We start from the raw sequence: 23,950 nt of genomic DNA, 5'->3' as shown, positions 1-23,950 counted from the left end.
GGTGCACCAATGAAGATCGGCATTTTGCAAACAGGCCATGCGCCGGATGAGCTGCTGCCAACAAACGGCGATTATGACCGGCTGTTCCAGCGACTGCTGGATGGAAACGGCTTTGCATTCACGACCTATAACGTTGTGGATATGGAGTTTCCCGCCAGCATCACCGATTGCGATGGCTGGCTGATCACAGGCTCCAAACACGGCGCCTATGAGGATCACCCCTTTATTCCACCGCTTGAGGCCTTCATCCGCGATGTCTATGCCGCCGATATTCCCTTGGTGGGCATATGCTTTGGCCATCAGATCATCGCGCAGGCGCTGGGTGGGAAGGTGGAGAAATTCACCGGTGGCTGGGCCGTCGGGCACCAGACATATGATTGGAACGGCGAGACGGTTGCGCTCAACGCTTGGCATCAGGATCAGGTTGTCGCCGTGCCCCAAGATGCGCAGGTGATTGCCAGCAATGATTTTTGTGCCGCTGCAGCCCTCGTTTATGGCAAGCGCGCCTTCACGACACAGCCGCACCCGGAGTTCGGCGCGGATTTCATCGCAGGTCTGGCCCAGCACCGTGGACCAGGCGTTGTGCCTGATACGCAACTGGCGGAAACGCATGCAAATTTGGAAAAGCCCATCGACAATGCACGGATCGCGGCACAGATCGCCAAGTTCTTCAAAGAGCGCACGGTGGCTTAAGGCCCTATGAACCCGCTCTATCGCAACGACCGCCCCGGCATATTGCCCGATAGCTGGTATGTCGCATCAACCGATATCCCGCCCGAACGCCCGCCCCTGAAGGGCGCGGTCGCGACCGACGTATGCGTCATCGGCGCGGGCTATACCGGTTTGTCCGCAGCCCGCCATCTGGCGGCGAAAGGTCTGGATGTCATCGTGCTTGACGCGCATCGCGTGGGCTTTGGTGCCTCGGGGCGCAATGGCGGACAGGTTTGCAGCGGCTATGACAAGGACCAGTCCACGCTGATCAAACATGTGGGCCGCGACCATGCCAAGGCACTCTGGCAGTTGGCCGAAGAGGCCAAGGCGGACCTGCGCAACCTCTGCGCCCAAATTCCCGAGGCGCGTTACACAGCAGGGTTGGTCCACGGCACGGTGACTGCCAAAGAGGCAGCACACGACGCCGCTGAAGTGGAGCTGTTGGCACGCGAATACGGCTATGCAGACGCGCGGATGTGCGACACCGAAGAGATGCGCGCACTGGTGAAATCCCCGCGCTATCATAGCGGTTTGCTCGATATGGGAGCAGGCCATATCCACCCGCTGCGCTATGCTCTGGGCTTGGCACGGTTGGCCGAGGCGGCGGGAGCGCGGATTTACGAACGCTCCGAGGTGCATCAGATCACCAAGGGCGACCCAGCGATAATCGCCACGAACAAAGCCCGCATCAAAGCCCGCCATGTGATCCTTGCGGGCAATGGCTATCTGCCCAATCTGGAACGCAAGGTGGCCGCGCGGGTGATGCCTTTGAACAGCTTTATCAGTGCCACCGAACCGCTGGGCGACCGTGCGGCAGAGATCATGGGGCAGGATCTGGCTGTCAATGACAGCCAATTCGTGGTGAATTATTTCCGCCTGTCCGAAGACGGACGACTGCTTTTTGGCGGGCGTCCAAGCTATCGCATCGGATTTCCGCAAGATATCGCGACCGTCATGCACGAACGGATCGCAGCCGTCTTTCCCCAGTTCAGGGGCGTTAAGATTGACTACGCGTGGGGCGGCACTTTGGGTGTCACGATCCCGCGTTTGCCGGCGGTGGTGCGCGTTGCACCCAATATCGTCTCTGCGGGTGGCTATTCAGGTCATGGTGTCGCATTGTCAGGGCTGGCAGGCAAAGTCATGGCCGAAGCCGTCGCAGGACAGGCGGGCCGGTTTGACACGCTGGCCGGTATCAACGTGCCGCCGTTTCCCGGCGGTACTGCATTCCGCACGCCCCTTCTGGCACTGGCAATGACATGGTATTCCATGCGTGACCGTTTGGGGGTCTGACCCTAGGCTGTGCTGATGGCTTGGCCCTGTAAGAACAGCATCGCCTGCGCGGGCTGATACGCCGGTGCAAATACGTGGTCATGGTAAAGAGCGGCTTCAACAGCCGCCCTCGCTGAAGTGAGGCTACTTGCCCAGCTTCGAAAGCTTTTCCTGCAATGCGGCAAGCTGATCCTTGATCTCGCCCAGATCGTCGCCGTCTTTGTCCTCGGTGCCTTCTTTTTTGCCCGCCCCCGACATCATCCCTCCGGTCATCGCCTTGAAGAATGCTTCTTGCTGGGCGCGCATCGCTTCAAACCCGGGCATATTGGCGATCGGGCTGGCCTTGCCGATATTCTCCATCGCCTTTGTCTGGCCTTCGCGCAGCATGTCAAAGCTTGCCTGCAGGAACTGCGGCACAACGGACGCGGCCTGGCTTGTGTAGCTGCGCACGAGATCGGTCAGCACATCTACCGGCAAAACGCTTTCACCACGGCTTTCGTGTTCCGCAATAATCTGCAACAGATATTGGCGCGTCAGGTCGTCGCCTGATTTCAGATCAACGATCTGCACCTCGCGCCCCTCACGGATAAATGCGGCGATGTCTTCGAGGGTCACATAGTCGCTGGTCTCGGTGTTGTAGAGACGGCGGCTTGCATAGCGTTTGATCAGCAGCGGTTTGTTGGTGTCGGCCAAGAAACGTTCCTCCACAGAGATGTTGCAGTGCAGAGAAGCCTATGCCGCGTCTGCGCAAAAAGAAAGCAAATAGCGCAAAACAAAAAACGGCCCGCCTGTGCGGACCGTTCTTTGAAAATCTAACCCTCAGGGAGGCAAGGGTGATTTTACATTCGCTTACTTCGCAGCAGCAGTTGCCTTCTTGGCAGCAGCTGTCACTTCGTCTGTTGCTTTCTTCGCAGCAGCAGTCATCTCTTCGGACATGTCTTTGCCAGCGGCAAGAACCAGTTCCATTGTCTGTGTCTGAACTTTTTTCGCGATTTCAGCGAAAGCAGACATGTGCTCGGCAGCGGATTCAGCAGACGCAGATGCGAAGTCGGTCATTGCTTTTGCATAGTCAGCAGGCTCGGCCTTTGCTTTGGACATGGCTTCGATTTTTGCCAGTGTGTCCTTTGTCCATTTTGCAGACAGCTCGGCAGATTTGCCAGCAGCGTCAATTGCAACAGCGGACATTTTTTCAGCCAGGGCAGTCTGGTTCTTGAACTGCTCTTCCATTGCTTTTGTGTCGACAGGAAATGCGCCTGTCATGTCTTTGAAGATCGCTGTGAAGTCTTGTGCTTTAGCAGCCATAGTCGTCGCCTTTCGGTTTGTCGGTGCGGTGTATTCCGCGCTAATTCGATGACACCAATATGCATGCTGCGATGCAGCATTTCAAGTATTTTCTCTGCACTGCAGCATATTTTTTCTGCAACTGCATATTCTCGAGAAATTTGAACTACTTATTAACCACGTAGGTTCCTGGTGCGGGCGCTAACACCGGGTGATCGTCGTCTCCAACGCTTCTGGCAGTGACTTTTTTGCCTGATTTTTTTGACAACCACGCATCCCAGCGCGGCCACCAGGACCCTTCATGCTTCTCGGCACTTGCAAGCCAGTCATCCGCCGTCAGCCCGAGCTCGGGGTTGGTGTAATGGCCGTATTTGTTCTTGCTGGGCGGATTGATGATCCCCGCGATATGCCCGCTCTCTGACAGGATGAACATCTTATCCTTGGATCCCATCTGCGTCACACCGGCATAGCTGCTTTTCCACGCGGCGATGTGGTCCGTCTCGCAGGCGATCGCGCATAAGGGGACAGAGACATCTTTGAGATGCACAGTCTCGCCCGCGATCTCGAAGCCTGTGGTCGCGAATTTGTCGCTCTGACACAGCCCGCGCAGATACTCGACCGCCATACAGGCCGGAAGATTGGTACCATCCCCGTTCCAGTAGAGCAGATCAAAGGCCGGTGGTGCTTTGCCCATCATATAGCTCTTGATCGCAGGTCCATAGATCAGGTCGTTTGAGCGCAGGTAGGAAAAGGTGCGCGACATGAAGAACGAGTCGAGTATGCCGTTTTCGCGGACCTCATTCTCGATCCCGTCGACGAAATCATCATCAAGAAACACCCCGACCTCACCCCGATCCGAAAAGTCGGTGAGCGTGGTAAAGAATGTCGCGGCATTCACCGAAGTGTCCTTGCGTTTCTTCATCAATGCCAGCGTGAGGGCCAGCGTGGTCCCTGCAATGCAGTAGCCCACGGCATTCACTTTCTTCACACCGCATATCTCTTTGACCTCTTTGATCGCGGTCATATAGCCTTCGTCGACGTAGTTGGTCATCGAGGTTTCGCGATAGCCCGCATCCGGGTTCACCCAAGAGACGACAAACACGGTATACCCCTGATCCACTGCCCATTTGATCAGGCTGTTTTGGGGTTTGAGGTCAAGAATATAGAATTTGTTGATCCACGGCGGAAAGATGATCAGCGGGGTTTCGTATACTTTTTCCGTCGTTGGCGTATACTGGATCAGCTCGAACATATGGTTGCGATAGACCACCGCACCCGGTGTTGTTGCGAGGTTCTCACCCAGCTTGAACGCTTTCTTGTCGGCCAGGGTGACCACAAGGTCGCCGTCGTTGGCCTCAAGATCCGCGATCAGGTTTTCCAGCCCAGCAACAAGGCTCTCGCCCTCGGTTTCAGCCGCCAGCGCCAGCGCCTCGGGGTTGGTGGGCAGAAAATTTGTCGGGCTGATCATATCGATCAATTGCTGGCTGAAATAGCGCAGCCGCTTCTTTTCCTCAGAATCAAGCGTGTCGATATCATCAACCGCCTGCTGCACCGCAGAAGCGTTCATCAGGTACTGTTGCTTGATGAAATTGAAATAGGGGTTGGTGTCCCAAAGCTCATGCGAAAACCGGCGGTCTTTGGGTGTTTCATCCGTGGGCGGCGCGAGCTTGCCCTGCGCCAGAAGGTGCTGCGCTTCGACGTAGTGCTTGACCGATTTGCCCCAGAATTCGAGCTGGTGCTCGATCAGCTTGGCGGGATTATGCATCATTTCAGTCATATAGGCTGTCGCTGCCTTGACGTAGAGCTCCTGACTTGGCCCTTGCAGCGCAGGGGCCACAGAGCGGCCCTGCGCCATCACCTTCAACAAACGTTGAGTGAGCTCCTCAACCCGCGCAAGATTGGCCTCGAGTTTTGCAACATTCTCGCCAACAAACTCTTGCGCTTCTAAATCGTTTGTTGTCATTTTAACGTCCTTGTGCATATGCTGCAGGTGCAGCATGTGCTGCCCCTACCATCGGAGTTCGAATACATGAAGTATATGATGACCTACGACCTGATGGAAAGCATGCGCAACACCAATCAGTGGTTTGGATCAACGGCGCGCGCTTTTGCATCCTACCCGATGATGTCATGGGGCGCGAACCCTGCGATGGATTGGCTCAAGGCATGGGGCGAAGTCACAGAGCGCACTTTTGCGCGTATGGTCGCCAAGCCTGACTGGAATATTCCGGTACAAACAAATCTGGATGGCACCGATATGGTTGTGACAACCGAAGTGGTTGTTGAACGCGCCTTTGGTGATCTGATCCGTTTCCGTGTCGGCACCCGCCCTGACCGGACCCGCAAAGTTCTCTTGGTGGCCCCTATGTCGGGGCACTACGCCACACTTCTGCGCAAAACCGTTATCAGCCTGCTGCCCGATTGCGATGTCTATATCACCGACTGGCACAATGCCCGCGACATCCCTGTCAGTGAAGGCAAATTCGATATCGAGGATTACACCCTCTATCTGATGGATTTCATGCGCGAGATGGGCCCGGACACGCATGTACTGGCAATCTGCCAGCCTGTGCCGCTTGCACTTGCGGCAACTGCTTATCTGGCAGAGCTTGACCCGGATGCGCAGCCGCGGTCGCTCACCCTGATCGGTGGTCCTGTCGATCCAGATGCAAACCCCACCGAAGTCACCGATTTCGGACGCTCTGTCACCATGGGGCAGTTGGAACAGACCATGATCCAGCGCGTCGGTTTCAAATATTCAGGCGTGGGCCGCATGGTCTACCCCGGATTGCTGCAGCTTGCGTCGTTTATTTCAATGAATGGCGAGACCCACGCCAACGCCTTCCGCGATGAAATTATCCGTGTCGCAAAAGGCGAGGCCTCGGACCACGACCGGCACAACCAGTTCTACGACGAGTATCTTGCTGTCATGGATATGACCGCCGAGTTCTATCTGTCGACGGTCGAGCGCATCTTCAAAGGCCGCGAAATTGCGCGCAATGAATTTGTGGTTGCCGGTCACAAGGTGGACTTCAGCAAGATCACGACCGTCGCGGTCAAGATTGTTGAAGGCGAAGACGATGATATCTCGGCCCCTGGCCAATGTCTGGCGGCACTCGATCTGCTTACCGGTCTGCCCGACAGCAAGAAGGCAGCGCATCTTGAGCCCGGTGCGGGCCATTACGGGATCTTTGCCGGGGGTAGCTGGCGCAACAATATCCGGCCACTGGTTCTGGATTTCATTGATGCCAACGCCGAAGGGCCAAAGGGCAAATCCGGCAACGTCGTCGCGATCAAGTAACCGTGCCTGCCGGCGCTGCCGGTCGCAGCATCATGGGTTGCTTCATCCAGCGCTGTAACGCGTCTGTTGTGGCATCGGGTGCCTCAAGTGTGGGCAGATAGCCCGCGCCTTCGATGATTTCCAACTGGGCGTAGGGGATCAACTCGGCCAGAAACTCATGGCGCTTCAGCTGATACTGCCCGTCATGGCGTCCGCAAATCACCGCCGTTGGCTGCAGGACCTGACGCAATGTGCCCTGTTGGTCCTTGCGGCGCTGCAAGGCGCGCGCCTGCTTGATATAAATCTCGGGGCCCAGCGCATCGCCCATTGCCGTCAGTTCGCGCACCAGTTCAACCTTGTCCGTGGACGGGGCCATCCATGTCGAATTGATCTCATGCTGCAGGACATCTTTCCAACGGCCCGCGCGGGCGGCAATGATGTGCGGCTCGCGCGCGGCAGCGGCCTCGGGTGTGTCGGCTTGCGGGCTTGTGCTGATCAAGGCAATCCGCGTGACGCGGTCTGGCGCCCGCCGGATCACTTCCATTGCGACCATCCCCCCAAAGCCCATGCCACAAAGAGCAAACTTTGGCGGCGACCAGCTGAGGATCTGGCTTGCGATCTCTTCGATCCGCTCGCCACAGGTGGGGGGCGCAATCATGACGGCATGCGCCTGCGACATCACCTGCATTTGCGGCGCAAAAACGCGCGCGTCAGATAACATCGCAGGGATCATCACCAGCGTTTCACGCGGCATTGTGTAAAAGCCCTAACAAACTGCTCAACCTTTATAGGTTTTTTAACACTTTGGCGTGGGAACCGTTGTTCTGCAAGTGTTTCAGCGCGCGCAGAGCCCTTGCACCCAAGCGATAACCTGCCGAGCGAGCGGTTCAGTCTGGGCGGGCGAGAAGATATCTCCTGCCATCACATGCCCCATCGCATCGTCTGCGGGCGTTTGTGCCAACCGTACAACCTCTGTTTCCGCCCCCCAGCGTGCAATAAGCTGACGGGTGTCATCAGGATGCACCACCTGATCGGCTTCGTTGAAGCAAAAGAGCGCGGGCGTCTGGATGATCGCGAGGTCCGCCTTGCGCGCAGCACGCACTGCATCAGCCATGACATGGACCGCCGCGATCGGCACATTCAGCGTCCAGTAGGCAGCGTGGCCTGCGTTGATCGGCTTGATCTTGCGCGAGGCCCCGGCGACATACTTGGCCCAATCCCGTGCGGCGGGCAGATCGAGCAAGCGCTGCACCACACGGTTGCGCAGCCCGAAGTTGGGCGAGACATGCACCATTGCTTTCACCTGTACACCCTCGGCCAGCGCAAGCGTCGCCAAGGTGCATCCGGTGGAACAGCCGATGATTATGACTTCCTCCCCCAGGGTTTGCGCAATCGCAATGGCCTCGGCCACGTCACGGCGCCAATCGGCCAGCGTCGCCTGCCCCATTGCATCGCTATCCTGCCCATGGCCCGTCAGCCGCGTGAAATGCAGGTTTGCGCCCAGCGCTTTGGCCACCAGATCGGGCAGCGGGCGCAACTCCTGCCCTGTTGCCGAAAACCCGTGAACATAAAGAACCGCCATCCGCGTGCGCGTGGCAGGCGCACCCGCCCAGATGATCTGCTTTTCGCAGCCTGCGCGCAGCTTGGGCACCTCCGCCTCTGCCGCGGCGAGTGTGGCCTCTATGGTCGCCAAATCAGGCAAGCGCACGCCCAGCCATGGGGCGGTAGATCACCACCAGTCCAAGGATCGCCACGATTAGGATACCAGCCGGAATGAGCGTGATCGCCATTTGCAATGCCTGCAGCGCATCTGCGGACTGCGGCACCACACCACCCGTGGCCTCTTGCCAGCCCGCCGCCGCCAGTGTCAGACCCAGCACCGCAGGGGCCACTGCATTCGCCAGCTTCTGCCCGAAGAGCCAGACCGCCGAAAATGCCCCTTCGATAGCCACACCGCTGTCGCGGCGGGTGATGTCCATCAGATCAGGGTAAATGGCCCAGGGGATTTGCTGATAGGCCCCGTTTGTCATGCCTGCCAGTACGAACATCCCTGCGATGACGGTCACATTGACCGAAGGCAACATCGTATAAAGTGCATAGAGCAGGACCACGTAGAGACTAAGGCCCAGCACCAGTGCGCCCACTTTGCCAAGCCTGTGAGAAAGAAGCACCCAAACGGCCTGACTGAGGATAGAGCCGACAACGAAAGCCGCGAACATCAAGCTGAGCGTGGTCAATGCGGCGGCTGCCCCCGAAAGCAGCGTGTCACCGCTGTCGATAATCAGATAAAGCGCTGCAAAGGGCAGCCCTGCCGTAATCATCGCAATCGCCAGTGTCATGACACCGTAAAGCAGGACCAGAACCACAAAAGCCTTGTTGGCAAAGACCAGCCCGAACATGCCTGTCAGGTTCACCTGTGCTGCCTGTTCAACCCGTGGTGCCTTGCGGATCGACCAGAGCGACAGCCAGACCGCCCCGATCATCAGCGGTGTGACCAACAGGGCCGCCATGGCATAACCCATCGATCCCGCCAGACTGGGGATCACAGCGCCACCGATCAGAATACCGATGCTCGCAAATGCCATGCGAAACCCTGTCATCGCAGACCGTTCCTTGGGATTTTGCGTGATCTCGCCCGATTGCGCGCCATAGGGAATGGCCACCATCGTAAAGCCGATTGTCGCCACAACAAAGAACGCCACGACCCAGGCCAGATTTGCGCCCATGCCAAGACCTGCAGGCACCGAAAACAACCCCACCATGCCCAAAGACATCACCAAGACGCCAAAAAACATCCATGGCGCGCGCCGTCCAAAACGGCTTTGGGTCCGGTCGCTCAGATAGCCGACAAGCGGATCGGTAATCATGTCAAAAACCAGAACGGCGGTCGTGACAAACCCTGCGATGCCAACAGGCACCCCCAGATAGGCCGTCAAATAGGTCAGAACGAGAAGCTGCTTGACCACAACAAAGACGACCACGCCCATGTCGGCCAGCCCCCAGCCTGCCTTTTGTCCCAAGGTTAACGCCATACTGTTCCCTCCCACGGGTTTGCGGCAGAGTAAGCAGAGCTGTGGTTTTTCCCAAAGCGGAACGTGGCGTCAGTCGTAAGGTGGGTGTTCACCCACCTGCCCCAAAACATCCGCGACCGCGGCAATGATGAGATTGAGACAGGTCTCGTCCGAAAACCTGTGATCAGCCCCTTTCACAAGCGTCAGCCGCATTTCGGGGCCTGTGGCATGGTCCAACAGGCGCAGGGCCACGGACATATCCACATCGGCGTCGGCTGTGCCCTGCAAGAACCGCACCGGAAAAGGCAACGGCAGCGGATCACGCAAGACCAGACGGGTGCGGCCTTCTTCGATCAGACGGCGGGTGATGATGTAGGGCGCGCCGTACTCCGAAGGCAGGGCCAGCTGCCCCGCCATCAGTTCGTCCTTCTGCGCATCCGAAAACCCCGCCCACATGCTGTCTTCGGTGAAATCGGGCGCCGCGGCGATGGTCACCAAACCCGCCACCCGCTCGGGCATCGCCCGTGCGATCAGCAGGGATATCCACCCGCCCATACTGGACCCGACCAGCACAACTTTACCCGCCAGCAACCCGATGGCTGCGCAAGCATCCTCGAACCAGTCACCGATCGCACCGTCGGTAAACGCTTCGCTGCTTTCGCCGTGACCCGAGTAGTCAAACCGCAGGAATGCACGGCCCTGCGCGCGGGCCCATTCCTCCAGAAAGACCGCTTTGGTCCCGCCCATGTCGGACTTGAAGCCGCCAAGGAACACGACAGCAGGGCCGGTCCCGTCGGTCAGGTGATAGGCGATCCTGCGCCCCTGCGGTGTGACAAGTTCTTTAGGCATTCTGCACGTCTTCCAAGCCGGTTGAGATCAGGGCTGCAAGAAAACACATCGCCGCGAAAAGGCCAATCACCAAGGGCACGCTGAAAGCTGCAAGCACTGCAAAAAGCGCCCCTGCCGTCAAAAGCACGACACCGACGATTGTATTTGACACTGCCGTGTAGCTGGCCCTGACGGCTGGATCAGCCATATCCACCAGATGCGTCGAACGTCCCTGCCGCACGCCGTTATGCGCGATCATGACACCAAAAAGCATCACCGGGATCACACCTGTCACCGTGCTGATGCCTATAAGATCAAGGACAACAACAAGCGCCAGTATTGCGCCTCCCGCTTTTCCCGCAAACCGCAGCACCGTCGCAGACGAGCGGTCAGACAGCCGCCCCCAGACATAGGACGACAGCAACGACGCCACCGCCGACGCCAGCACCAATATGCCCAGCTGGCCCAGCGCGCTTTCGGGTTGCAGCATCACCAGATAGGGCGGCGCAAGCGCTGTTCCCACAAGCAGGCTGCGCACGATGATAAAGCGGGTCAGCTGCGGGTCGTCGCGCAACAGCGAAAACTGTGCGACAGCATCTGTACCTTCGCCTTCCATGGATACTTCCCGCAGCGTCGCAAACAGCGCCGCCGCGCCGATCCAAAGACAGGCCGCCAGGCTGATCGCCCCGATCACCAAAGAGTAGCGCCCACCAACGCCCAACACCAAAATCAGCGCAAAAAGGATGACGCCGACGGCAGCGGCAGAACTGGCAAAACCGGTTGCCGTCCCACGGCGCGATTTTGCAACGGTCTTGCCCAGCACATCCTTGTAGCTGGCCGAACAGACCGAACGCGCCAACGCCAGCAACGCCAAGAGCCCCACGATGGTCGCGCCCGCCGCCGCCCCCTCCAGCGTGAGCCCTGCCAAAACGATCAGCGCCGCCGCAATGCCTTGCATAAACGCGCCACCCGCCCAAAACCATTTCCGGATTTTGCGGCGCGCGATGACCGGCGCCGTCCAGAGTTGCGGCAAAAGCGCGCCCGCTTCACGCACGGGGACAAGCAAACCAACCCAGAACGCGCCAGCGCCGAGGTTGGTCAAAAGCCAACTCAGCACCAGTTTCGGGTCAATCAGGCCATCCGCAATCTTGGACGCACTCAGCGAGAGAATATGGCGCAGAAAACTGCCCGCCTCGGCCTTGGCCGCAGCATCAGGCAGGTCCGTGTCGTCGCTGGACCCGTTCGTTAGTGTGGCAAATAGTTTTTGGGATAGTGTCTGTGTCATTGTGCTCTCCGGCCCAATGACCTAGCGCGCCGCGCATGGATTTCACGCAGAATGCCTTTAGCCGGTCAGCTTAGCCGCCGACATAGACAGCTTTTCTCGGACGGTAAAAGATCTTCTGGTCGTGCAGACGGCCCAGCAGTTCTTCGTTTTCGCGCTGGTCCTGTTCAATCACGCGGATTGATTCCAGATGTGCCGGATTTTCTTCGGTCAGGGCCAGACGCATCCGCGATAATTCGCGGCCACGGGCACGCAGCGCCTCTTCGATCATGTCGACATCGCGAATGCTCAGATCAAACGTGCGATTGTAGCTTGGCATGGACTTACCCCCACATCTAGGTTTCGGATCGGAAACTCATGTCGTGTTTACCGCCATTTGTGTCGCAGTCAACGTATATCTCTGCATACAAATCATGAGGCAAACGCAAAGCGCTTGACCTCTGCGCACCGCAACGCCATGAAGCGCGCACACATAACCCGCAACCGGGCGTTTTGTAGGCGCCAAACAGACGAGGAGCTTGCCCTAAGATGGCACAGATTTCCCTGACATTCCCCGATGGTAATAGCCGCTCATATGAGGCAGGCGTCACAGCCGCCGATGTGGCCGCTGATATTTCCTCCAGCCTGCGCAAGAAGGCGATCAGTGCGACCGTGAACGATCAGCACTGGGATTTGCAGTGGCCGATCGAGGCCGACAGCAGCATCGCCATCAACACCATGAAAGACGAAGCGCCCGCGCTGGAACTGGTCCGCCACGACCTCGCCCATATCATGGCGCGCGCCGTGCAGGAAATCTGGCCCGAGACCCAAGTCACCATCGGCCCTGTGATCAAGGACGGCTGGTACTACGACTTTGACCGCAAGGAACCGTTCACGCCCGAAGACCTTGGCGCCATCGAAAAGAAGATGAAAGAGATCATCAACAAGCGTGATGAGGTCCGCACCGAGATTTGGGAGCGGGATGTCGCGATCCAGTATTACAAGGACCGTGGCGAGCCTTACAAAGTCGAGTTGATCGAAAGCATCCCAGGCAATGAACCGCTGCGCATGTACTGGCACGGCGACTGGCAGGATCTGTGCCGTGGCCCGCATTTGCAGAACACAGGCCAGGTGCCGGCCGACGGGTTCAAGCTCATGTCCATTGCCGGTGCCTATTGGCGCGGCGACAGCGACCGCGCGATGCTGCAGCGGATCTATGGCTGCGCCTTTACTAATAAAGAGGGGCTCAAGGCGCATCTGCATATGCTGGAAGAGGCCGCCAAGCGCGACCACCGCAAGCTGGGGCGCGAAATGGACCTGTTCCATATGCAGGAAGAGGCACCGGGTCAGGTGTTCTGGCATCCGAACGGCTGGACTGTCTATACAGAACTGCAGGACTATATGCGCCGCCAGCAACGCAAGGGCGGATATGTCGAGGTGAACACCCCGCAGGTCGTGGACCGCAAGCTTTGGGAAGCCTCTGGTCACTGGGAAAAATATCAGGACCACATGTTTATCGTCGAGGTGGACGAAGAACACGCCCGTGAAAAGGCGGTCAATGCGCTGAAACCGATGAACTGCCCCTGTCACGTGCAGATTTTCAATCAGGGTCTGAAATCGTACCGCGACCTGCCCTTGCGTATGGCCGAATTCGGATCTTGCAACCGCTATGAACCGTCTGGCGCGCTGCACGGGATCATGCGGGTGCGCGGATTTACACAGGATGATGGCCACATCTTCTGCCGTGAAAGCCAGATCGAGGAAGAGACCGCCGCATTCATCGCATTCCTGAGCGGGATCTACAAAGACCTCGGGTTCGAGAAATTCAAAGTGAAGTTCTCTGACCGCCCCGAAAAACGGTCGGGTTCAGATGAGGTCTGGGACAAGGCCGAGGCCGCCCTGCTGGCCGCCACCCGTGCGGCAGGAATCGAGCCGGAACTGAACCCCGGTGAAGGTGCGTTCTACGGGCCAAAGCTGGAATTCGTCCTGACCGACGCGATTGGCCGTGATTGGCAATGCGGAACGCATCAGGTGGACTTTGTGCTGCCAGAGCGGCTGGATGCAACCTATATCGGCGAGGACGGTGCCAAGCACCGCCCCGTCATGCTGCACCGTGCAACGCTGGGATCGTTCGAGCAATTCATCGGCATCCTGATCGAAGAACACGCAGGCAAGCTGCCGTTCTGGCTGGCACCCCGTCAGGTGGTTGTGGCGACGATTGTCTCCGATGCCGATGACTACGCGCTGGAAGTCGTGGCCGCATTGAAGGCCGCAGGCGTGCGCGCCGAGGCGGATCTGCGCAACGAGAAGATCAACTTCAAGGTCCGCGAACACTCGGTCGGCAAGGTGCCGGTCATTCTCGCACTTGGCGCGCGTGAAGTCGAAGAACGCACAGTCACCGCGCGGCGGCTGGGCGAGAACAAAACCTCTGTAACATCTCTGACCGAAATTGTTGCAGAGCTGGGTAAAGCGGCCACGCCACCTGACCTTTTGTAACATTCCAGCGCTGGAAGCTGTAACAAACCCGCCGATACCCCTATCGGCGGGTTCTTTGTTTTTTATAGAAAATTACGGATGCGGCAGGCTGTCGCAGGCAAAAACAGTCTCACGTCACCTCACGCGGGCGCGATGCACAGCCCTGTGAATAGCGCGCAGGCGAGATTGGCCGCTAGGGTTTGGTCATCGCCGAACACTGGCGAGAGATTATTGCTGACCCAACTCAAGGAGATTTTTCATGTCCAACACTACAAAAACACTTTTCCTCGCGAGCGCCGTTGCCACCGCTGTTGCCGGCCTTGCAACAACTGCCGCAGCACAGGAAAACGTAAAATGCTTCGGCGTCTCGCTGGCTGGCGAGAACGACTGCGCCGCAGGTCCGGGCACGACATGTGCGGGCACGTCTACCGTTGACTACCAGGGCAACGCCTGGACGCTGGTCCCTGCCGGCACCTGCGAAACCATGGAACTGCCTGCAGCTGACGACGGCATGGCACGTATGGGTTCACTCGAAGCCCTTGACCGCGATCTGCCTGCATAAGCTGACCAAAGCGTAAGGTGGAACCTGTTCCACCTTACGTCTCCTCCGCCCAAAGGTGCCTTGCCATGTTCGACGCCACACAAAACCCCACCCTGCCCGCACGTCCCGGCGTGGGCTACAAGCCCCAGCATTACAGCGACATCATGGACAACCCCGGGCCGCTCGGTTGGCTGGAAGTTCATGCCGAAAACTATATGGGCGACGGCGGCCGCCCGATTGCGCAACTACGCCACCTCGCCGAACGCTTTCCCATCTCTGTTCACGGCGTGGGTCTGTCGATCGGTGGTGAAGGGGCACTGGATGCCGACCACCTTGCCCGCCTCAAGCACCTGATTTCATGGCTGAACCCTGCCAGTTTCTCTGAACATCTGGCGTGGTCCACGCACGACAGCCATTTCTACAACGACCTGCTACCACTCCCCTACACCCCCCAGACGCTCGACCGTGTCGCCTCTCACATCAACCAAGTCCAAGACACGGTCGGGCGCCCCATGTTGCTGGAAAACCCCTCCAGTTATCTGGCATTTGCCGAAAGCACGATGTCGGAAACCGATTTTCTGCGCGCACTCACACAGCGCACAGGCTGCGGGCTGCTGCTGGACGTCAACAACGTCTTTGTCAGCGCCACCAACCTCAAGACCTCACCACAAGACTATATCGACGCCTTCCCGCTCGCCGCTGTTGGCGAAATCCATCTTGGCGGACATGACGAGGATGAAGACGAAACAGGCGCCCCCCTCTTGATCGACAGCCACGGCAAAGCGGTGGTTGATCCGGTTTGGGCCCTGCTGGATTACACGCTGGCCAAATGCGGGCCCAAACCGCTCTTGATTGAATGGGATACGGATGTGCCGGAATGGGCCGTTCTGTCCGGTGAAATAGCCCGTGCCGACCGCGCGCTGGCTCTGGTGGCAGTATGACCGTCACACAAGCCGCTTTCAGGGCCGCGATGCTTAATCCGGCATCAGCCGTCCCCGCTGGCATCGTCAACCCCGATGGCAAAACCGCCAGCAAACGCTTTGACGTCTATCGCAACAACGTGGCCGTTGGCCTCTCTGACGCGCTCGAGGCCGCATTCCCTGTCGTGCGCAAGCTGGTCGGCGATGAATTCTTTCGGGCGATGGCTGGTGTTTACCTGCGCCAGCATCCGCCCAAGACCCCGCTGATGATGTTCTACGGTGACGCGATGCCCCGGTTTCTGGCCCGCTTCAAACCAACGCAATCCTTTAGCTATTTGCCCGATATCGCCCGCATCGAGCTTTCCATGCGCCATGCCTATCATGCCGCTGATACAGCACCGATTGCAGCCGAGGCGCTGACGGCTCTCGCGCCCGATGCGCTGATGGGTGTGCGGCTCCGCATTGCTCCTGCCATACAGACGATCAGCTCAAACTATCCAATCCACGCAATCTACCGCGCCAACACAGAACCCGACGCGCCCAAACCGGTGATGCGGCCCGAGGCGGTGATGATCGCACGGGCCGGTTTTGATCCGACATTGCATCTGATCAATGCCGCCGCTGCAACCTGCATTGATGCGCTCAAAGCGGGGGAAACCCTAGGCCAGACCATCGCGACCGCAGATGACAGTCTTGATCTGGGTTCTGTTCTCGGGTTGCTTCTGGCGCAGGGCGCTGTGACTGAAATTTACTGAAAGGCCCATTGCAATGACCACTATGCCGCTTTCCCAGTTGGCCCAGCCGATCAACCGCCTTGGCGATGCGATACTACCAATCCTCGCACGGCTGGTTTTTGCCGGTGTCCTGCTGATCTATTATTGGAATTCAGGTTTGACCAAACTGGGCGACGGAATTTTCGGGTTTCTGCAACCTTCGGCCGGGGCCTATGTTCAGATCTTTCCAAGAGCGATGGAAGCGGCAGGCTATGATACATCGCAACTCACAGTCTTTCACTGGGCGGTCGCGACGGGTGGTACAATTGCAGAGTTTCTCTTGCCTCTCCTGATCGTGGTCGGCCTGCTCACACGTCTGGCATCCATCGGCATGATCGGCTTTATCATCATGCAATCCCTGACAGACCTTTTCGGCCATGGCGGGATCGGACACGAAGGCACATTGGGCGCGTGGTTTGACCGGATGTCAGACGCGCTGATCCTTGATCAACGGGCGTTCTGGGTGCTTTGCCTGATGATACTGGTGCTGAAAGGCGCAGGCGCGCTATCCGTGGACCGTCTGATCTTCAGAAATGCGCCTTAGGCTCGTCGGGTTTGCCCGCCGCAATCGCGAGCAAGCCACCGAGTGCCACAAAGCCGATCGGGAACATCGTCCCCACATTGAACCCGAAGGCCGCATAGAAACAAAATGCGCTAACCAGCATCAAAACACCGCCCCACAGGGCGCGGGCCTTGGCCATAGCGCCGCCGGCAATCGCCAGAAGGGGTGCGATAAAGCTGGCAAAACGGATAAAGCCCGGGTTCTCAAGAAAGCCGAAAAGCTCGCCCACCTCGGCATGTCGCTCGGACAATTCGGCATATCCATAACCGAACAGACCGACGAGAATACCGATCAAACCACCGATGAGGCCAAGTACGCTTGCGGCGTTGCGCATTGTTCGTCTCCTTACTGCTCAAATCATCACATAAGCAGTCAAACGTCAGTCGCCAAGGTATTTTGCCTGAACATCCGCTTTCCAGCCGATTGTCCATACACCATCCACGTCAATCACAGGCCGTTTCATCAGTGTCGGATGTGCGGCCAGAAGATCGGCAGGGTCTGCGTCCTTTTCGGCATCTGTCAGACCGCGCCATGTGGTTGAGGCGCGATTGATCGCGGCATCACCGAACTGCGCAACAATGGCGCTGCGATCCGCGTCCGAGACTCCATCGGCGCGTACATCAACAACTTGTGGGGTGTGTCCAGCCGCAGCCAGCGCCTTAAGCGCTTTTCGACATGTATCGCACGACTTTAAACCAAAAAACCGCATTTCGCCTCCATTTTCAGCAATAAATCACCAGATAACGCCGATGCGACCTTGTGTCATTTGCCTTTTGCACAAAACCTATAATTCTAAAAGGACAAGGCGAAGGGAAGTCCGCTGATCGCGGGGCCCAAGACCTGCCCAACCCTACGGGGTGCGATAATTTAAGGAGAGCGGAGCATGCCAAGTGGCACCGTAAAATGGTTTAATACGACAAAAGGCTACGGGTTTATTGCGCCCGACGATGGCGGCGTGGATATATTCGTCCATATTTCAGCAGTGGAACAATCCGGCCTGACGGGGCTTGCCGACGACCAGAAAGTGACCTTCGAGTTGATCGAAGGACGTGACGGGCGCAAGATGGCGGGCAATATCGCCAAGGCCGAGTAAAGCAGCATTCCGCAATGTAACGCAGGCAGGCCGGTTTGGCCTGCTATTCGCGTTTGTTCTGCTGCATGCGGCTGCGGACAAGTTCCATGACATCCGCAGACTGCATCTCTTTCTGCACGCGCGGCGCGGCCTGGGCTGTGGCGGCCAGATGGGCGTCCATGGACATGTCAAAGGCGTTCTGGGCATCGTTTTCGCGGGCGACATGGTTCAGGAAGGCCAGCGCGCCACCGGCGCATTGCAGGCTGAAAGCCCAGAGATAAAACAAGATCAGCAGGGCCAGAAACACGCCCGTTTCGACCCCGAGCAGATCAAGCAGTTCCGCGCCTTCCATCGTCTCGACCTGGCTCGCCGCCATGGCCAGAGCCTCACCAAATCCGAGCGTGAAGCAGATCAAAGCCACAATCGGCACAGCAAGCCCCCAGAGCACGTAGGACAAAATCGTCAAGGGCAGCAACGACCAAAACGCGCTGCCAAATCCGTAGAAGGGCGTATGGGCGCGACCGCTGGGGTCTGCGCCGATGCTGGCACCGGCAAAGGGTGTCAAAAGGGCCGCACGCAGCCCGACGACGAGCAGGGCACCCACCGCGAAAATAGTCACCGTGATGACGGGGCTGACCGACATAAGCTGTTGTAACAAAAGGTCTTCGTCCATTTCGACCAATTGGCCGAGGTCCTGCCATGTCAGCGGTGTTGCCATCACGTAAACCGCACAGCCCAGCGCCACGATCAAGAGCACGCAAAGCGCCTCGAACAGACCATAACCGACGGCCGGAAGCACCAGTCCGGCGGCGGAGTTCCGCACGCTGGCGCCGCGCGCACGCAACCCCAGACGCGTCCCCACCATTGTGGGCAGGACACTGGCGCCAACAGCGAAAAAGCCGATCAGCATGATGGATACAAGCGGTGCGATAAAGGCCGTCACGAAGACCAGAAAGCCTGCAACGATGCCCAGCATGATCAGGGCGATGGTCATGAAAGGAAACACCAGTGCCAGCCGCCACAGGATGTTAAAGGAAAACGGGATCGCACGTAAGAAGGTCAAGGCAATGCTCCTGTCAACCGCTGTTGCCCCGACTATGGCGGCTGTTCCTGCGACATGGAATATAAACTTTTGGACCCGTCCCGATGTGTGGCTTTGCTGCGCCGCGCGGGCGCGGAGGGGGCTGTGACGCGCAGGTGTTCATTAACAGGGGATACGGGGGTTCGGGGCGTATGATTTACGTACACAACCTGTACACAGCCTGTACATACAAATGTCCGCCGGTTTGCGGGTGTTGAGACAGTCTTAACCAAGCCCGTGCGATCGTGGCGCATGTCCAGCTATCGCCGCCCCAGACGCGCGGGGGCCACCGTCTTCTTTACCGTGAATCTGGCGGACCGGTCCTCGGATTTACCGGTGCGCGCAATGGCCATCTTGCGGCAGGCCGCAGCGCAGACGCGGGCGGCGCGGCCGTTCAAGATCGACGCTTGGGTCGTGTTGCCCGATCACATGCATTGTGTGTGGACCTTGCCCGCAGGGGATGCGGATTATTCGGGCCGCATGGGTGAAATCAAAGGGCGCTTCACACGCATGGTCCGTAGGTCGGGGCCCGCCCCGACTCCCACAATCAACAACAGACACGGCGTTGTCGGTGGCAGGACAAGACACGGGTCAGGCCCCGCCCACCGCGCCGAAGCGACCATATGGCAAAAGCGGTTTTGGGAACACCACATCCGCAATGACCGCGATTATGCGGCGCATGTGAATTATTGTTGGATCAATCCGGTCAAGCACGGTTTGGTGACGGACGTGCACGAATGACCGTATGCGTCATGGCATCGCGATAACCCGTAGGTCGGGGCCCGCCCCGACAATCCGGTGGGTGACCTACAACGAAACCGAAAGCCCCGCCAAGTCCAAGCACCGTAGGGCGGGGTTCTCCCAGCCAATCCGGTGGGTGATGGGATGTTGGGGCGGGAGTTGGGGCAGGCCCCGACCTACAGTCAACAACTTTCGACAACTACTGCCGCATCAGAATTTTCAAAACTTGCAACCAATTTCCAGTCTCGGAAGCAGATGGTTGAGCTAATTCTATCGTAGGCCGTGGCCGATTTTAACCCAAAAAAAGTTTCGTCTCGCCACCCATCATCTAGGTAGGCTGTCTTGATCCAGAGTTCGTTTTCTTGGAACCAAAGATTTCCCAAGCCCTCTGGAGCTGAGGGGCTTACACTCGCAACATTGCCAACATGAAAAGACCAACTACACTCAATCTTGATTGTGACAATCGGTTCAATTCCCGAAACAAATGTCGGCTGCTGCCCGTCTGGTAGCATTAGAATGGTATTTGCTTCGCGCTCCGTTCTTTTACCTACAATGCCGTAGCTCATTTGGCCAGACACACCCGTTAGGACCAAATCTCCGGCAGAACACTCAAATAGACTGCTAGCCTGCTGAAAGGCTTCACAAGGAATTAGTCTTTCCAATTGACTACCCTTTACCTCGCTTTGTCGGTTTTCCTGAACCGGACAACGGCGAATTAGCCGATGGTTTGGAGTTACCGTCTTTAATAACCCTAGTGGCAGGCCGCGTTGGCTTCTGCTGCTTTGGTTTTCCTTGTTTTTTATCTGTCATCTTTCAAACCCTACTCTCCATCAAAATCAATACCCAAAATGGTATTTGCGCCCAACTTAGGACTAGTGACCACCAAAGGTGGTTCATTGTCGCCAAAATAACCACTTCGTTTTGGTCAGCGAAAACTTCTGCTTCTTTCGCCAATGCCTGCAACAACTCGAGATCAGATCTGCCTTCATTTGCATGCTGAATCACCCAATCTGCGGACTGCTCAAATGTAACACTAGACCAGCTAACAATTACCAAAATAGAAAAGAAAAGCGATGACGCGAACAGCGCCAATAGTATCCAAATTTCCGCTATTGGCGCTACATCTCCTGCCAAACCTCGAAAGTCTCTAAAGCCTTCACTGCCCAGCAGTGTAGCAAATACTGTCGCTATCAATCCCGTAATAGCGGCACCAAACGATGCCTGATTACGTAGGTTTCGAAGGTCATCTTTCTGAGAGAGTAGTTGTGCTCTGGCCATATCAAAAGTGATCTTGGCCAAATCTAACGAACTATCACTCACCCAATAATCCCCTCAAACTCCCGCCACTCCCCCTTGCTCATCCCAGAGGTCTCTTGCGTGACCTCTTCACCCTTAAGCATACGGCGCACGCAGTCAATCGCCTTTGACGAGAGTGTGGCGCCGCCCATGCGGTAGTCCTCGAAGGCGCCGTAGGCGGCGGGCACCCAGTCGGCGACGACTTTGCAGATTTCCTCGGCATAGACCCGGATTTCGTATTGCGCGTGGCTGTCGGCCCGCAGGCGCAGGAAGTGGAAGAGGTTGTGCAGGTCCACCTTCCAGTACCATTGGGTATAGATGTTCGCAGGCAGGTTCATGCGGGCGAGTTCGCGGGCGAGGCCCTGTTGGCCGTCATCAGAGATCATCTCGGCGTAGTGGTCATAGCAGCGGGCGGCGTCGCCTTTGAGGTATTCCAGCACGCGGGCGGCTTCTTCGCCCGTCAGCGCCTCGCCCCTGCCCTGATTGTTGATCACCGACTGGGCGGCGAGTTTGTCGGGTTCGGGGATATAGAATTCACGGTCGAGGATCGAATAGCGCGCGGAGTATTCGTTGACGTTGGCGGTGCGGTGCCGGATCCACTGGCGGGCGACAAAGACGGGCAGTTTGACGTGCAGCTTGATCTCGCACATTTCGAAGGGGGTCGAGTGCCAGTGGCGCATCAGGTAGCGGATCAGCCCTTCGTCGTTCTGCACCGATTTGGTGCCTTTGCCGTAGGACACCCGCGCCGCCTGACAGATCGCGGCATCATCGCCCATATAGTCGATGACGCGGATGAACCCGTGGTCGAGCACGTCATAGGCTTTGTAAAGGTGCCCTTCCATGCCTTCGGACACGGCGCGCAACGTGGGTTTTGCATTGCTGCGGAGTGTGTCGATTTCGGCCTGTTGGTCTGGGGTGATGGGCATGGCGTGTCTCCGGGCTGGCGGTGAGTCGGGATGAAGTTGGGCCACTATAGAAAATGGCGGCCTGCGACAAAACCATATATAGTGGTTGGGTGAACGATTATATCAACAGATGTGTGTTGACATGGCGGGGCGGGCCGAAGAGCTTGGCGTCATTGATGATGCGGGCGGCCTCGCAAAACAGGTTGACAGGTTGCGTGGACAGAGGACCAGCGTATTGAATTTCAAGGTTTTCGCAGTGGTTTTTGCGCTGGCCGGTTCGGGCCTGGCAGCACAGCAGAGCGTGAATGTGCCGCTTGATCAGGCATCTTCCGTTGCCGCACAGGCCCTCGTCGCAGGAGATGCCGCATTGGCCCTGCAAATCGCAGAGGCCGTTCTGGTCCAGCGTCCCGATGACCGCACCGCCCTGATCGTTATTGCAGCCGCAGCCCCGCGGCTGGGCGATGCCGCCCGAGGCCGTGCCGCAGGTGCGCGCGCCTTTGCCGTGTCCCAAAGCGATGCCCAAAAATACGAGGCCGCCCGCCTGACCGCTTTGGCCGCTGCAAATGACCAGCGCTACACCCTTGCGACCTTCTGGTTGCGCCGCGCCCTGACGGTCGCGCCCAATGAGCAAGAGCGCAACCGTACCCTGAATGATGCCCGTGGCGTGACCCGTCTGAACCCGTGGTCCACAAACCTGTCGTTTTCGCTCGCGCCGTCAAACAACGTGAATGGCGGGGCCGAGGACGAAGCCTCGACCGCACCCGGCAACCCGACTGGCACATTGTCAGCCGATGCGCAGGCCATCGCGGGATGGCGCGCAGTCCTTGCTTTCAACACCAGCTACCGGTTGCACCAATCGCGTGAGAGCCGCACGACCGTCGGCGCACAGTACCGCGCAACCCGCGTGCGCATTACCGACGACATCGACATCCCTGACGAGACATTTACAACTGATTATTACGAGCTCTCCCTGCGCCATGAGCGCGCGTTGGAAAACGGGACACTCACCCTGCGTGCCGCGCGCGCACTTTACAGCTATCGCGACCTTGATGGTCCATCAGGTGCACAGGTTCTCAACGACGAACAATATGACATCTGGCGATTGGGCATCGACCGTCGGGTGCCGTTGAATGCGCAGACCGCGTTGTCGTTTTCAGTTGGTCGGGAATGGCAGGAATACCAGAATAGAGGCATTGGTGAGGTCAACCGCGTGACGCTTGGCACCGGCTTTGTGCACCAGCTTGCAAGCCGCGACCGGATCGGTGGCAACATCACATTGGTCGATAGCAAAGGTGACAGCGTGAACTATACATCGCAGGATCTGACACTGAGCGGCAATTATCGCTGGGCCGAACCCATGGGTCCGATCACCCTTGGCCTGGGTGGGGGATTCCGCTGGAGCGATTATCCTGACTACAACCTGTTGTTTGCCGTGACAGGCGGGCGTCAGGACCGCACGGTGTTCGCCAATGCCGATATCGGATTTCCCGAGATATCCTATGCGGGTTTCACCCCCGGCTTGCGGATCGACGCAAGCCGCACGGACAGCAACGTCAGCCGTTTTGACCGCACATCATTTTCAGCGAGCCTGACGATTTCATCGCAGTTCTAGCATATCTGGGAGGATGGTGCTGTGAGAGAGGATTGAACTCTCGACCTCACCCTTACCAAGGGTGTGCTCTGCCACTGAGCTACCACAGCATCCGTGAGGCGGGGAATTAGCGGCAATCGCCCCTTGGTGCAAGCCCTCTCTGGACGGTTTTTGCGGGTATTGATAAGACCACCCCTATGAGCGACAAACAGACCAAGACCAAAGCCGAAAAGAGCGCCCAAACCCGTGAAGACCGGTTGAAGGCGGCGTTGAAGGCCAATATGGCCAAACGCAAGGCGCAGGCGCGCGCAAGGGCGGCGGCTCCGTCCGGTGAACAGAAAGAGTAGGCAGC

27 protein-coding genes and 1 tRNA gene are annotated in these 23,950 nt (G+C 58.0%); 12 read left to right on the top strand and 16 right to left on the bottom strand.

What is annotated here, in order from left to right; all coding sequences use genetic code 11:
- The first annotated feature begins 9 nt into the window (after positions 1 to 9).
- Positions 10 to 693 carry a type 1 glutamine amidotransferase gene (locus SJY29_RS04365; RefSeq protein ID WP_400087245.1) on the top strand — a complete coding sequence of 228 codons (684 nt, stop codon included), beginning with the start codon at positions 10 to 12 and terminating at the stop codon, positions 691 to 693.
- 6 nt (positions 694 to 699) lie between these two features.
- Positions 700 to 2,001: an NAD(P)/FAD-dependent oxidoreductase gene (locus SJY29_RS04360; protein WP_400087242.1), complete on the top strand. Its 1,302-nt coding sequence runs from the start codon at positions 700 to 702 to the stop codon at positions 1,999 to 2,001.
- 123 nt (positions 2,002 to 2,124) lie between these two features.
- Here SJY29_RS04360 and phaR read toward each other — a convergent pair whose 3' ends face one another.
- The 3 genes from phaR to SJY29_RS04345 all read right to left on the bottom strand — a co-directional run bounded on the left by phaR (position 2,125) and on the right by SJY29_RS04345 (position 5,224).
- Positions 2,125 to 2,673, bottom strand: a complete 549-nt coding sequence (gene phaR / locus SJY29_RS04355) for a polyhydroxyalkanoate synthesis repressor PhaR (protein ID WP_110280357.1) — start codon at positions 2,671 to 2,673, stop codon at positions 2,125 to 2,127.
- A gap of 156 nt (positions 2,674 to 2,829) precedes the next feature.
- Positions 2,830 to 3,282: a phasin family protein gene (locus SJY29_RS04350; protein ID WP_055296594.1), complete on the bottom strand. Its 453-nt coding sequence runs from the start codon at positions 3,280 to 3,282 to the stop codon at positions 2,830 to 2,832.
- A gap of 145 nt (positions 3,283 to 3,427) precedes the next feature.
- Positions 3,428 to 5,224, bottom strand: a complete 1,797-nt coding sequence (locus SJY29_RS04345) for a PHA/PHB synthase family protein (RefSeq protein ID WP_400087239.1) — start codon at positions 5,222 to 5,224, stop codon at positions 3,428 to 3,430.
- 66 nt (positions 5,225 to 5,290) lie between these two features.
- Between SJY29_RS04345 and phaZ the strand changes: the two genes are divergently transcribed.
- Entirely contained in the window at positions 5,291 to 6,562 is a 1,272-nt protein-coding gene (phaZ, locus tag SJY29_RS04340; protein ID WP_110280434.1) for a polyhydroxyalkanoate depolymerase, read from the top strand.
- On the opposite strand, the gene SJY29_RS04335 is transcribed toward phaZ, so the two are convergent.
- The 6 genes from SJY29_RS04335 to SJY29_RS04310 form a co-directional block, all read right to left on the bottom strand.
- Positions 6,555 to 7,295, bottom strand: a complete 741-nt coding sequence (locus SJY29_RS04335) for an alpha/beta fold hydrolase (protein WP_110280359.1) — start codon at positions 7,293 to 7,295, stop codon at positions 6,555 to 6,557. The two genes, phaZ and SJY29_RS04335, sit on opposite strands and share 8 nt — an antisense overlap.
- Positions 7,296 to 7,376: 81 nt before the next feature.
- Positions 7,377 to 8,243, bottom strand: a complete 867-nt coding sequence (locus SJY29_RS04330; RefSeq protein WP_400087235.1) for an alpha/beta hydrolase — start codon at positions 8,241 to 8,243, stop codon at positions 7,377 to 7,379.
- Positions 8,236 to 9,573 carry an MFS transporter gene (locus tag SJY29_RS04325; RefSeq protein ID WP_400087232.1) on the bottom strand — a complete coding sequence of 446 codons (1,338 nt, stop codon included), beginning with the start codon at positions 9,571 to 9,573 and terminating at the stop codon, positions 8,236 to 8,238. The genes SJY29_RS04330 and SJY29_RS04325 overlap by 8 nt, the downstream gene beginning before the upstream one ends.
- A gap of 69 nt (positions 9,574 to 9,642) precedes the next feature.
- Positions 9,643 to 10,401, bottom strand: a complete 759-nt coding sequence (locus SJY29_RS04320; RefSeq protein ID WP_400087229.1) for an alpha/beta hydrolase — start codon at positions 10,399 to 10,401, stop codon at positions 9,643 to 9,645.
- On the bottom strand, positions 10,394 to 11,665 hold the full coding sequence (locus SJY29_RS04315; protein WP_400087227.1) for an MFS transporter: 1,272 nt from the start codon (positions 11,663 to 11,665) through the stop codon (positions 10,394 to 10,396). Before SJY29_RS04315 ends, SJY29_RS04320 begins: the two co-directional genes overlap by 8 nt.
- Before the next feature lie 70 nt (positions 11,666 to 11,735).
- The gene (locus SJY29_RS04310; protein ID WP_400087225.1) at positions 11,736 to 11,981 is read right to left on the bottom strand and encodes a hypothetical protein; all 246 of its coding nucleotides are present in this window, start codon (positions 11,979 to 11,981) and stop codon (positions 11,736 to 11,738) included.
- A 209-nt stretch (positions 11,982 to 12,190) separates the two neighbouring features.
- On the opposite strand from SJY29_RS04310, the gene thrS reads away from it, so the two are divergent.
- The 5 genes from thrS to SJY29_RS04285 all read left to right on the top strand — a co-directional run bounded on the left by thrS (position 12,191) and on the right by SJY29_RS04285 (position 16,894).
- Complete coding sequence (gene thrS / locus SJY29_RS04305) at positions 12,191 to 14,137, top strand: threonine--tRNA ligase (protein ID WP_400087222.1); 1,947 nt, start codon at positions 12,191 to 12,193, stop codon at positions 14,135 to 14,137.
- A gap of 238 nt (positions 14,138 to 14,375) precedes the next feature.
- A complete protein-coding gene (locus SJY29_RS04300; RefSeq protein WP_110280366.1) occupies positions 14,376 to 14,678 on the top strand; it encodes a DUF2282 domain-containing protein in 303 nt (100 codons plus the stop codon).
- Between the two features lie 65 nt (positions 14,679 to 14,743).
- Positions 14,744 to 15,598, top strand: coding sequence for a DUF692 family multinuclear iron-containing protein (locus SJY29_RS04295; RefSeq protein ID WP_400087220.1), 855 nt, complete (start codon positions 14,744 to 14,746; stop codon positions 15,596 to 15,598).
- Positions 15,595 to 16,332: a DUF2063 domain-containing protein gene (locus SJY29_RS04290; RefSeq protein ID WP_400087217.1), complete on the top strand. Its 738-nt coding sequence runs from the start codon at positions 15,595 to 15,597 to the stop codon at positions 16,330 to 16,332. The genes SJY29_RS04295 and SJY29_RS04290 overlap by 4 nt, the downstream gene beginning before the upstream one ends.
- A 13-nt stretch (positions 16,333 to 16,345) precedes the next feature.
- Entirely contained in the window at positions 16,346 to 16,894 is a 549-nt protein-coding gene (locus tag SJY29_RS04285; protein WP_400087214.1) for a DoxX family protein, read from the top strand.
- Here SJY29_RS04285 and SJY29_RS04280 read toward each other — a convergent pair.
- Both SJY29_RS04280 and SJY29_RS04275 read right to left on the bottom strand, forming a co-directional pair.
- Positions 16,878 to 17,246 carry a hypothetical protein gene (locus tag SJY29_RS04280; protein ID WP_400087211.1) on the bottom strand — a complete coding sequence of 123 codons (369 nt, stop codon included), beginning with the start codon at positions 17,244 to 17,246 and terminating at the stop codon, positions 16,878 to 16,880. The two genes, SJY29_RS04285 and SJY29_RS04280, sit on opposite strands and share 17 nt — an antisense overlap.
- Before the next feature lie 45 nt (positions 17,247 to 17,291).
- Positions 17,292 to 17,621, bottom strand: coding sequence for an arsenate reductase family protein (locus SJY29_RS04275; protein ID WP_110280371.1), 330 nt, complete (start codon positions 17,619 to 17,621; stop codon positions 17,292 to 17,294).
- A 174-nt stretch (positions 17,622 to 17,795) separates the two neighbouring features.
- Between SJY29_RS04275 and SJY29_RS04270 the strand changes: the two genes are divergently transcribed.
- Complete coding sequence (locus SJY29_RS04270) at positions 17,796 to 18,005, top strand: cold-shock protein (protein WP_110280372.1); 210 nt, start codon at positions 17,796 to 17,798, stop codon at positions 18,003 to 18,005.
- A 43-nt stretch (positions 18,006 to 18,048) separates the two neighbouring features.
- Here the strand turns inward: SJY29_RS04270 and SJY29_RS04265 are convergent, their stop codons facing one another.
- Positions 18,049 to 19,047 (bottom strand): hypothetical protein, encoded by a 999-nt coding sequence (locus SJY29_RS04265; protein ID WP_400087208.1) that lies wholly within the window; start codon positions 19,045 to 19,047, stop codon positions 18,049 to 18,051.
- Positions 19,048 to 19,317: 270 nt separating this feature from the next.
- Between SJY29_RS04265 and SJY29_RS04260 the strand changes: the two genes are divergently transcribed.
- Positions 19,318 to 19,806: an REP-associated tyrosine transposase gene (locus SJY29_RS04260; RefSeq protein ID WP_400087205.1), complete on the top strand. Its 489-nt coding sequence runs from the start codon at positions 19,318 to 19,320 to the stop codon at positions 19,804 to 19,806.
- Positions 19,807 to 19,988: 182 nt separating this feature from the next.
- On the opposite strand, the gene SJY29_RS04255 is transcribed toward SJY29_RS04260, so the two are convergent.
- From SJY29_RS04255 to thyX, 3 genes are all read right to left on the bottom strand, one after another.
- Positions 19,989 to 20,468, bottom strand: a complete 480-nt coding sequence (locus SJY29_RS04255) for a hypothetical protein (protein ID WP_400087203.1) — start codon at positions 20,466 to 20,468, stop codon at positions 19,989 to 19,991.
- 151 nt (positions 20,469 to 20,619) lie between these two features.
- The gene (locus tag SJY29_RS04250; protein ID WP_400087200.1) at positions 20,620 to 21,126 is read right to left on the bottom strand and encodes a hypothetical protein; all 507 of its coding nucleotides are present in this window, start codon (positions 21,124 to 21,126) and stop codon (positions 20,620 to 20,622) included.
- Positions 21,123 to 22,028 (bottom strand): FAD-dependent thymidylate synthase, encoded by a 906-nt coding sequence (gene thyX, locus SJY29_RS04245; protein ID WP_076658949.1) that lies wholly within the window; start codon positions 22,026 to 22,028, stop codon positions 21,123 to 21,125. The genes SJY29_RS04250 and thyX overlap by 4 nt, the downstream gene beginning before the upstream one ends.
- A gap of 109 nt (positions 22,029 to 22,137) precedes the next feature.
- Between thyX and SJY29_RS04240 the strand changes: the two genes are divergently transcribed.
- A complete protein-coding gene (locus SJY29_RS04240) occupies positions 22,138 to 23,619 on the top strand; it encodes a hypothetical protein (protein WP_400087196.1) in 1,482 nt (493 codons plus the stop codon).
- A 14-nt stretch (positions 23,620 to 23,633) separates the two neighbouring features.
- On the opposite strand, the gene SJY29_RS04235 is transcribed toward SJY29_RS04240, so the two are convergent.
- A tRNA-Thr gene (locus SJY29_RS04235) sits at positions 23,634 to 23,708 on the bottom strand.
- Between the two features lie 87 nt (positions 23,709 to 23,795).
- Here SJY29_RS04235 and SJY29_RS04230 point away from each other — a divergent pair.
- Positions 23,796 to 23,945, top strand: a complete 150-nt coding sequence (locus SJY29_RS04230; protein ID WP_181417182.1) for a hypothetical protein — start codon at positions 23,796 to 23,798, stop codon at positions 23,943 to 23,945.
- Positions 23,946 to 23,950: the final 5 nt, after the last annotated feature.

This window comes from Yoonia sp. R78084 (assembly GCF_044595625.1).
GTDB lineage: Bacteria > Pseudomonadota > Alphaproteobacteria > Rhodobacterales > Rhodobacteraceae > Yoonia.
This window is presented reverse-complemented; position numbering and strand designations above follow the sequence as displayed.